Origin of the sequence: Mycobacterium sp. E342, from assembly GCF_001667665.1 — a bacterium.
Taxonomy (GTDB): domain Bacteria; phylum Actinomycetota; class Actinomycetes; order Mycobacteriales; family Mycobacteriaceae; genus Mycobacterium.
In genome coordinates this window covers 1-8,793 of record NZ_LZJM01000166.1, presented here as the reverse complement: position 1 = coordinate 8,793, position 8,793 = coordinate 1, and the positions used below count along the sequence as shown (strand labels likewise).

General features: G+C 69.6%; 9 protein-coding genes. 4 read left to right on the top strand and 5 right to left on the bottom strand.

Annotation, left to right across the window (positions count from 1 at the left end):
• The 4 genes from A5692_RS11865 to A5692_RS11850 form a co-directional block, all read right to left on the bottom strand.
• Positions 1–1,072 (bottom strand): serine/threonine-protein kinase (locus A5692_RS11865; protein ID WP_197514432.1); only part of this gene is annotated, 1,072 nt, incomplete at its 3' end.
• Between the two features lie 148 nt (positions 1,073–1,220).
• Positions 1,221–2,996, bottom strand: coding sequence for a serine/threonine protein kinase PknE (locus A5692_RS11860; protein ID WP_068056140.1), 1,776 nt, complete (start codon positions 2,994–2,996; stop codon positions 1,221–1,223).
• 102 nt (positions 2,997–3,098) lie between these two features.
• Positions 3,099–3,440, bottom strand: coding sequence for a hypothetical protein (locus A5692_RS11855; protein WP_068056138.1), 342 nt, complete (start codon positions 3,438–3,440; stop codon positions 3,099–3,101).
• A 196-nt stretch (positions 3,441–3,636) separates the two neighbouring features.
• The gene (locus A5692_RS11850; RefSeq protein WP_068056136.1) at positions 3,637–4,389 is read right to left on the bottom strand and encodes a DUF2182 domain-containing protein; all 753 of its coding nucleotides are present in this window, start codon (positions 4,387–4,389) and stop codon (positions 3,637–3,639) included.
• Between the two features lie 119 nt (positions 4,390–4,508).
• On the opposite strand from A5692_RS11850, the gene csoR reads away from it, so the two are divergent.
• The 4 genes from csoR (at position 4,509) to A5692_RS11830 (ending at position 8,266) form a co-directional block, all read left to right on the top strand.
• A complete protein-coding gene (gene csoR, locus A5692_RS11845) occupies positions 4,509–4,868 on the top strand; it encodes a copper-sensing transcriptional repressor CsoR (protein ID WP_068056134.1) in 360 nt (119 codons plus the stop codon).
• 69 nt (positions 4,869–4,937) lie between these two features.
• Positions 4,938–5,216 (top strand): DUF1490 family protein, encoded by a 279-nt coding sequence (locus tag A5692_RS11840; RefSeq protein ID WP_068056143.1) that lies wholly within the window; start codon positions 4,938–4,940, stop codon positions 5,214–5,216.
• Positions 5,217–5,278: 62 nt separating this feature from the next.
• The gene (locus tag A5692_RS11835; protein ID WP_156766047.1) at positions 5,279–7,630 is read left to right on the top strand and encodes a copper-translocating P-type ATPase; all 2,352 of its coding nucleotides are present in this window, start codon (positions 5,279–5,281) and stop codon (positions 7,628–7,630) included.
• 33 nt (positions 7,631–7,663) lie between these two features.
• Positions 7,664–8,266 carry a hypothetical protein gene (locus A5692_RS11830; protein ID WP_068056130.1) on the top strand — a complete coding sequence of 201 codons (603 nt, stop codon included), beginning with the start codon at positions 7,664–7,666 and terminating at the stop codon, positions 8,264–8,266.
• 29 nt (positions 8,267–8,295) lie between these two features.
• Here A5692_RS11830 and A5692_RS11825 read toward each other — a convergent pair.
• Positions 8,296–8,793, bottom strand: a 498-nt coding sequence (locus A5692_RS11825; protein WP_068056129.1) for a dihydrofolate reductase family protein, incomplete at its 5' end; no start/stop codon positions are given.

Below are 8,793 nucleotides of genomic sequence, written 5' to 3'. Positions count from 1 at the left end.
CGGGTGGTCGTGGACCGATATCTGGTTGCCGGCGATCCGGCTGGCCGAGCAGGGCTGGGTTGGTGGGTGGGAGCGCCAGCCAGATGCCGACGGCGCAGAGGGCCACCACGGCGACCGCCGCGGCCGCCACGATCGGCCAGCGGTTGCGCCGGTGCGGCGCGACCGGCCGTCCGGATTCCGCTGCGGGCGAGATGATTTCGCTCTGCCGCAGGATGGTGTCGGCGCGTTCCCGCTCCGGGGCGCTGAGCGCCCTGTGTGCGGCGTCGGCCAGGGCGCCGGCGGTGGGGTAGCGCTCGATCGGGTCCTTGGCCATGCCGCCGGCGATCACCGCGTCGAACGCGCGACTCACCCCGCAGCCCCGCTCGCTGGGTTTGGGGATGGGCCGCATCATGTGGGCGCTGATGAGCATCCCGGTGCTGTCGGCGCGGTAGGGCGGGGTCGCGGTCAGGCACTCGTAGAGCACGCAGGCCAGCGCGTAGACATCGGCGCCGGGGGTCACCTCGTCGCTGGAAAACCGTTCGGGCGCCATGTATTTCAGGGTGCCCACCGCGGTGCCCAGTTGGGTGAGCTTCTCGTCGGACTGTGCGCTGGCGATCCCGAAGTCGACGAGGTACGCGAAATCGTCGGCGGTGATCAGGATGTTCTGCGGTTTGACGTCACGATGGGTAACCCCGGCCGCGTGGGCGGCGTCAAGGGCCGACGCGACCTGCTCGATGATGGCCACGGCGCGCGCCGCGGGCAGCGGCCCCTCCCGCTCGAGCAGGCTGCCCAGATCGACGCCCTCGATGAGGCGCATCTCCAGGTACAGCTGCCCGTCGATTTCGCCATAGTCGTGGATGGGAACCACGTGCGGTTCCAGCAGCCGACCGGTGATGCGGGCCTCGCGCTCCATGCGTTTTCGGAACACCGGGTCCTGGCTGAAGGTGTGCGACATCAGCTTCAGCGCCACCTTCCACTGCTTGACGGTGTGCTCGGCCTCGTAGACCTCGCCCATCCCGCCCCGGCCCAGCAACCGCTTGAGCCGGTAGGGACCGAACATCGTCCCCGCCCGCGAGCCGTGCGCGCCGGTCACTGCTGACTCCCATCGAAGAGGTGAGCGCCCACCGGCCCCACCGCAGAAAAAGTACAACATGCAGGGGTGAACCTCGCGGCTTCGCCGGACCCGGAGCGGCCCCGGGGGCCTGGTCGAACGGAATGCCTTGTGCGGCAGCGACGTCGGCTTACCCCAGCAGCTTGGTCAGCCAGGTCGGGTCCTGGTAGTTCACCGACGCGGTGCCGTCCCACACGAACGGTGTGGAATTGGCGTTCAGCCCCGACAGCGTCGCGTAGCCGTTCGCGGACTTCGTCTTACCCGTGCCGACGTCGTCGCCCGATTTGATGCAGGTCAACACGTCGGCATCCGCGCCCACGGTCTTGGCCAGCGAAGCGAGCTCCCCGTCGGTACGGTCCTCCGCCGCGTCCTCGGCCGGCTGGAAGTTGCTGGCGAACAAGCCCGAATAGAAGGCGGTGTACAGCTTGGGGTCGTTCTGCGCGGCTACGCAGTAGGACGCCGCGACGGCCCGGGTGGAGTAGTTCTTGCTGTGCGACTTGTCGTCGAGGAAGTCCAGCAGGTGGTAGCGCACCGCGAGCTTCTTGTTGTTCACCGCGGTGTCGATGTCGCCCGCGTTCGACCGGATGAAACTGCCGCACGGCGGGCAGATGGGTTCGTTGAAGATATCGATCGTCATCGGCGCCGCCGAGCTGCCCACGTACACGCCGTCGTCGAGCACCCGCAGCGCGACGGCGTCCGGCGGCGGCGGTTGGGGGGCCGGCGCGGTCGGGGACGACGACTCCCACGGCCGGAGGATGGCGAGGACCAGACCCACGACGGCCAGTACGGCGACGCCGGCGATGCCGACCCACAGCCAGGGCTTCCGGGTCGGCCGCGGCGGTTGGCCCCAGGGCGGCGCCGCGACGGGGCCGGCGGATCCCCATGCGGGCGCCCCCGCCCAGCCCGTCGGCTGGGGGACCGGGGCCGGCGGCGCCGCCCACATCGGGCCGGACGCCGGCGCGTGCGCCGGGGGAGCCTGGGCGACTCCGGCGGCTGGCTGGTTGGCGAACGCGGCCGGTATCCGTGCCACCTGGCTGCGCTGCAAGATGTCGGTGGCGCGGTCCCGGTCGGGTTCGGCCAGCGCCGCGTAGGCGGCCGCGGACAGGTCACCGCAGGTGGTATAGCGGTCCGCGGGATCCTTGGCCATCCCGCGTGCGATCACCGCGTCGAAGGCGGCCGGGATGCCGGGCCGCGCGGCGCTGGGCCGGGGGATCGGCTGGTGCAGGTGGGCGCCCATCACGCTGACCTGGTCCCCGGTGTACGGCGGGGATCCGGTCAAGCACTCATAGAGCACGCAGGCCAGGGCGTAGATGTCGGCCCGGTGGGTGATCTCGGCGTCGCCGAACCGCTCGGGGGCCATGTACTTGACGGTTCCCACCGTGGTGCCGAACTGCGTCAGCTTCTCGTCGGACGTGGCGCTGGCGATCCCGAAGTCGACGAGATAGGCGAAGTCGTCGCCGCTCACCAGGATGTTCTCCGGCTTGACGTCGCGGTGCAGCACCCCGGCGGCATGCGCGGCGTCGAGCGCCGAGCCGATCTGGCGCACGATGGCCACGGCCCGCGGTGGGGACAGCGGGCCGTACCGGCTCAGCATGGTGCCCAGGTCTTTGCCGTCGATCAGGCGCATGTCGACGTAGAGCTGGCCGTCGATCTCGCCGAAATCATGAATCGGGACGACGTGCGGTTCCTGCAGCCGGCCCGCGGTGCGCGCCTCGCGCTGCATGCGGGAGCGGAAGACGGGGTCGTTCGACAGCGTCTGTGACATCAATTTCAGCGCCACGATGCGTTCGCGCACCGTGTCCTCGGCCTCGTACACGTCACCCATGCCGCCGCGGCCCACCAGCCGCCGCAGCCGATACGGACCGAACTGCGAACCCTCCCGCGAGTCCGCGGTCGTGTCACCCATCCCGACTCCTCAGCCACCGACCGTGCGCAGGCATAAGGCTAAGGTTTCACCGGCCGGTGGGCACGGCGAATAGCGAAAGCCAGCTAATCGACGGTCCTTCGATCAACGGGGTTCGTCGTCACCGCCGCTGTGTTCGGTGAGACCCTCGCGGGACAGGGCCCGGACGAATCCGAAGGCCTGCATCCCGGCGGGCCCGGGGTTTTCGGTGATCCAGTCGTTGATCTTGCCCAACGCGTTGGCCAGGTCATCGCGCCGGACGCGGATCAGGTAGGTCATGCGGTCGTCGTCCGGATCGTCGATGGACTCGGCGACGGCGACGGGATTCTTGAAGGCGTAGGCGATCCCGTGCACGGAGTCATGGTTCAGCGCCCACTGAAGTTCGCTGGGCCGCAGCCGGTTCACCGCCAGGTTGCGGTAGTCGTGATCGTCTCTTGAGCTGCTCACCTGGCCGATGGTCCTCCTCTGTGTGGCTCGAGAAAGTGGACGGCGAGGAACTGAAAACGATGCCGCGCAGGCGATTCGATGTGAGGGTGAAAACGGGGCATTTCCATCATAGGAAGCCAGCGCATTCGCTGCATTTCGAACGCTGCCCGACAGCTCGGCCGGCCGGGCCGACCTGCTGTCACCTGCTGGGCCGAGATCAGGACATCAGGTGGCTGACGAAAGTGGGATGCACCAACAGCGCGATGCCGAGAAGTATCAGGGCCGCCGCCGTCACGCGCCTCAGTTGATCGCCGAACGGGGTCGACCTCTCCAGCCAGATCGCCACCGCCAGCGCCAGCATCCACGCCAATTGCATTGTGCCGAAGGCGATCAGCAACAGCATCAGCATCCAGCAGGAACCGACGCAATAGAGGCCGTACCGGCCGCCGGCGACAAATGCGCGGCCGGCCCCGCTGAGGTGGCCGGACCCGGCGGGGGCGGAGACCGGCCGGCGGCAATGCCGCAGGCACGTCGCCTTGAAGGGCGTGAGCTGGTGCAGACCCGCGAGCACGGCCACCGCGCCGGCGACGCGGCCAACCCATGAGCACGTGTGGACCATCGGATCCAGGCGGACCGACGCCAGATAGGCCGGAATGCCCACCGCGGCCCACAAGCCCAGATATCCGGTGACGAACATGATCGCCGGCGCGACCTTGCCGGCGGCGGTGTGGGCGTAGCGCCGGACGACGGGCAGGACGGGAGGCAGCATCATCGCGGCCATCATCGCCACCCACGCGATGAGGAATGCGGCCAGCGACATCGCGGACTGGGCATCCATCTGCATCGAGTCGCCTCGCATGGCCGCGGCGCTGGCCACCGACCACCACCAACCCAGACCCGCTACGGCCAGCAGGATCGCCGGCAACCAGATATCGGTCCACGACCACGCCCGTCGTCGGCTTTCCTCCACCCGCCCAGCTCCCTTCCTTGATGTCCCGACCATCATCTTGGTCGTCACCCTACCCCACCCCCGGTGGGGTAGGGTATGTTGGCGGCAGAGGTCCGGACGACGACAGTTGGAGAGCGGATATGGGCGAAGACTTGACGGACAAGAAGCGCGCGGCGCTGAATCGGCTCAAGACGGTCCGCGGCCACCTCGACGGGATCATCCGGATGGTGGAGTCCGACGCCTACTGCGTCGACGTGATGAAGCAGATCTCCGCGGTTCAGTCCTCGCTCGAACGCGCGAACCGGGTGATGCTGCACAACCACCTGGAGACGTGTTTCTCCGCCGCGGTGATCGATGGCCGTGGTCAAGCCGCCATTGACGAACTGATCGACGCGGTCAAGTTCACACCCGCTTTGACCGGCCCGCAGGCGCAACTCACCGGTGCCGCGGTCGGCGAGGCCACCGACAACGAGCCGGCGACGGCCGGAAGCGGCGGTTGACGACAGGATTTGCCGTGCCGACGACGGCACGCTGTGACCGGGCAACGAGACGAAGGGATGGGTAAAACCATGGCGCTGCATGGATTTGTGGCAAAGGCGATGCCGACGGTGGTGACCGGGGTGGTGGGGGCGGCCGCCTACGAGGCCTTGGCGAAGGCCCCGTGGCGGAAGGCCACCGTGGTGGCCACGGCCTGGGGCATCCGGGTCGCTCGCGAGGCGGAGCGCAAGGCGGGGCGAAGCGCCGAGCAGGCTCGACTGACCGTCGCCGACGTGATGGCGGAGGCGAGGCAGCGTGCCGGTCAGGAAGGTGCGCCGCTGACGGTGGCGGGCCCGGGCGACGGCGAATGACCACTGCTGTCCTGGGCGACGTCGACGTCGCCCTGAAGGTGGTATCGGACGCATCCGGCCGGATGCGGGTGCACGTCAAGGGTTTTCCTGTCGACGCGATCCGTGCCGTCGCGATCGAGGAGAGTGTCGTCCGGGTGGCCGGCGTGCAAGCCGTGCAGGCCTATCCGCGGACGGCGTCGGTGGTGATCTGGTATTCGCCCGAGCAGTGCGACACCACCGCCGTGCTCACGGCGATCGCCGAAGCCGAACACGTCCCCGCAGAACTCGTGCCCGTGCGCGCTCCGCACTCGGTCGACATCCCCAAGACGGGGGTGGTGAGCAGGATAGTGAGCGGCATCGGGTTGGCGCTCTTTGGCCCGCGGCCTCGCGCGTCGGAGGATTCGGCCGATGCCGCGAGTTGCGGCGGCTGCGGTGCCGCACCGGTCACCGGGGGAACGCTGTCGGCCGACGAGCAGAGCAGGCGCGAGCGACGCAGGTGGCTGCGCCGGGTGTTGCTGGCCTTCCCGTTGGGGCTGGTGGCGATGGCGTCGACGATGGTCTTCGGCGCCTATCCGTGGGCCGGTTGGCTGGCCTTCGCCGCAACGGTGCCGGTGCAGTTCGTCGCCGGGTGGCCCTTCCTCAAGGGGGCGGCACAGCAGGCGCGGGCGGGGACGTCCAGCATGGACACGCTCGTCGCGCTGGGCACACTGACCGCGTTCGTCTACTCCACCTACCAGTTGTTCGTCGGTGGACCCTTGTTCTTCGACACCTCGGCGCTGATCATCGCGTTCGTCGTGTTGGGGCACTATTTCGAGGCACGCGCCCAAGGCAAGGCGAGGGAGGCCATCACCAAGCTGCTGGAGATGGGTGCGAAGGAGGCCACCCTGCTCGTCGACGGCGCGGAGCTGCTCGTACCGATCGATCAGGTCCGGGTCGGCGACCTGGTGCGGGTGCGCCCCGGCGAGAAGATTCCCGTCGACGGCGAGATCGTCGACGGGCGCGCCGCCGTCGACGAGTCGATGCTGACCGGCGAGTCGGTTCCCGTCGAGAAATCGGTGGGTGACCGCGTTGCCGGAGCGACGGTCAACACGGACGGAATCTTGACCGTGCGCGCCACCGCAGTCGGGGCCGACACGGCCCTGGCCCAGATCGTCCGCCTGGTGGAGCAGGCACAGGGCGGCAAGGCTCCGGTACAGCGGCTGGCCGATCGCGTCTCGTCCGTGTTTGTCCCCGCGGTGATCGGCGTGGCCGTCGCGACCTTTGCGGGTTGGACGCTGCTCGCCGCCAACCCGCTCGCCGGCATGACCGCCGCGGTCGCGGTCCTGATCATCGCCTGCCCCTGTGCCCTGGGTCTGGCCACCCCCACGGCGATCATGGTCGGCACCGGGCGTGGCGCCGACCTCGGGATCCTCGTCAAGGGCGGCGAGGTGCTGGAAGCGTCGAAGAGGGTCGACACGGTGGTGTTCGACAAGACCGGCACCCTCACCCGCGCCCAGATGCGGGTGACCGACGTCGTCGTGGGCAAGCGGCGCCAGCCCGATCCGGTGCTGCGGATCGCCGCCGCCGTCGAGTCGGGCTCCGAACATCCCATCGGCGCGGCGATCGTCGCCGCGGCGCGGGAGCGGGGGCTGACGGTTCCGGCCGCCACCGCGTTCAACAGCATCGCCGGGCACGGGGTGCGCGCCGAGGTGGACGGCAAGTCCGTCGTCGTCGGGCGGCGCAAGCTGGTCGACGAGCAGAATCTGCAGCTGCCCGACGACCTCGCCGCGGCAGCCGCCGAGCTGGAAGGGCAGGGGCGGACGGCGGTGTTCGTCGGCCAGGACGGCCACGTCGTCGGCGTGCTCGCCGTGGCCGACACGGTGAAAGACGACGCCGCCGGCGTGGTCCGGCAGCTGCACGACATGGGGTTGCAGGTCGCCATGATCACCGGTGACAACGCCCGCACGGCTCACGCCATCGCCGAACAACTCGGCATCGACCGCGTGCTTGCCGAGGTGCTGCCGCAGGACAAAGTCGCCGAGGTGCGCCGGCTGCAGGACGAGGGTCGGGTTGTCGCCATGGTCGGCGACGGGGTCAACGACGCCCCCGCCCTGGTGCAAGCCGATCTGGGCATTGCAATCGGCACGGGCACCGACGTGGCCATCGAAGCCTCCGACATCACGCTGATGTCTGACCGGCTCGACGGTGTGGTGCGCTCGATTCAGCTGTCCCGGCAGACCCTGCGCACCATCTACCAGAACCTCGGGTGGGCCTTCGGCTACAACACCGCCGCCATCCCGCTCGCCGCCCTGGGGTCGCTGAATCCCGTGGTGGCCGGCGCGGCGATGGGCTTCTCCTCGGTCAGCGTCGTGACAAATTCGTTGCGGCTCCGCCGTTTCGGTCGTGAGGTTGCCCAGAAGGTCGACATCGCCGGTTCGAAAACCGTTGACAGTTAAGGCTTTCGGAGAGCCTTGAGCTAGGAGGCCAGGATGGTCGGATTCAGCCGACGGACGGCACTCGCGGCGCTCGGCGCCAGCGCGGCGGTGGGCATCGGATACGCGGTGCGCGTCGCCGCCGGGCCCGGCCTGCGGATCCGCCTGGCCGACTGTGGCGGCATGATGGGCGCCGGTCACGCCGACATGCGGCTCTACATGGACATGTTCAACCGGCACACGGAGATCACCCGCACGGTTGAAGAGATCCCCGGCGGTGTTCGCACCACAACGCAATCGGCGGCTCCCGATCTGACCGCGCAACTGCACGCGCACGTGTCGAGCATGTATGCGCATCTCGATCAGGGCACCGAGGTGATGTGTATGAGCCAGAGCCTGCCCACGCTGTTCCGCAACGCCGGTGGTTACCGCCGGCAGCTGACACTGACGCCCACGGGCGTCATTGCCGAGGAGACCTCCGATGACCCCGCGCTCGCCGAGGCCATCCGTGCCCACGCCCGTGAGGTGACGGGGTTCGTCCAAGACGGCATGCCGGCGATGATGCGGGGAATGATGGGGCCCGGGTGCATGAGAGGGCCCGGCGGGATGATGGGCCCCGGCGGGATGATGGGCCCCGGCGGGATGATGGGGCCGCGCTGACAGCACCGGGCGCTCGCGGCCCCGCTTGATCAGCGGCGGTACCTCAGGAACAGGTAGTCCTCCAAGACCAGCGCGTGTTCGAGGCGCATCGCGACCGGGGTGGGCAGCGGCGACGGCACCAGGCGGTGGCCCACCGGCTGGCCGGCCGCGAGTTTGGGGGCCAGCGTCACGCAGATCTCATCGACCAGGCCTGCCTCCACCAGCTCGTCGAGCACGGTCGGGCCGCCCTCGCACAGGATGCGGCGCATGCCCCGCTCGCGCAGCAGCGCGACGGCGCGCGCCACGTCCACGGAGTCCTCGCCGGCCAGCAGCACCTCCCGCCGGCCGTCGTCGCCGGGGTGGTCGCGCGCCGCCGCGGCCTGCGCGCAGGTCACCACGATCGGTGGCTGGTCGGGGTTCGCCAACAGCCTCGACGGCAGTTGGCCGCTGCGGCTGATCACCCCGACCGGGGGCGGCGCGCTCCGCCCCGGCTCGGTGAGCCGCACCGGACCGTAGTTCTCGGCGCGCGCGGTCCCGGCGCCCACCAG

Bases quoted from the DNA above. Each gene is read 5' to 3' on its own strand.
- A5692_RS11835 (WP_156766047.1), top strand. From the start codon at position 5,279: ATGCGGGTGCACGTCAAGGGTTTTCCTGTCGACGCGATCCGTGCCGTC.
- A5692_RS11840 (WP_068056143.1), top strand. From the start codon at position 4,938: ATGGCGCTGCATGGATTTGTGGCAAAGGCGATGCCGACGGTGGTGACC.
- A5692_RS11860 (WP_068056140.1), bottom strand. From the start codon at position 2,996: ATGGGTGACACGACCGCGGACTCGCGGGAGGGTTCGCAGTTCGGTCCG.
- A5692_RS11830 (WP_068056130.1), top strand. From the start codon at position 7,664: ATGGTCGGATTCAGCCGACGGACGGCACTCGCGGCGCTCGGCGCCAGC.
- csoR (WP_068056134.1), top strand. From the start codon at position 4,509: ATGGGCGAAGACTTGACGGACAAGAAGCGCGCGGCGCTGAATCGGCTC.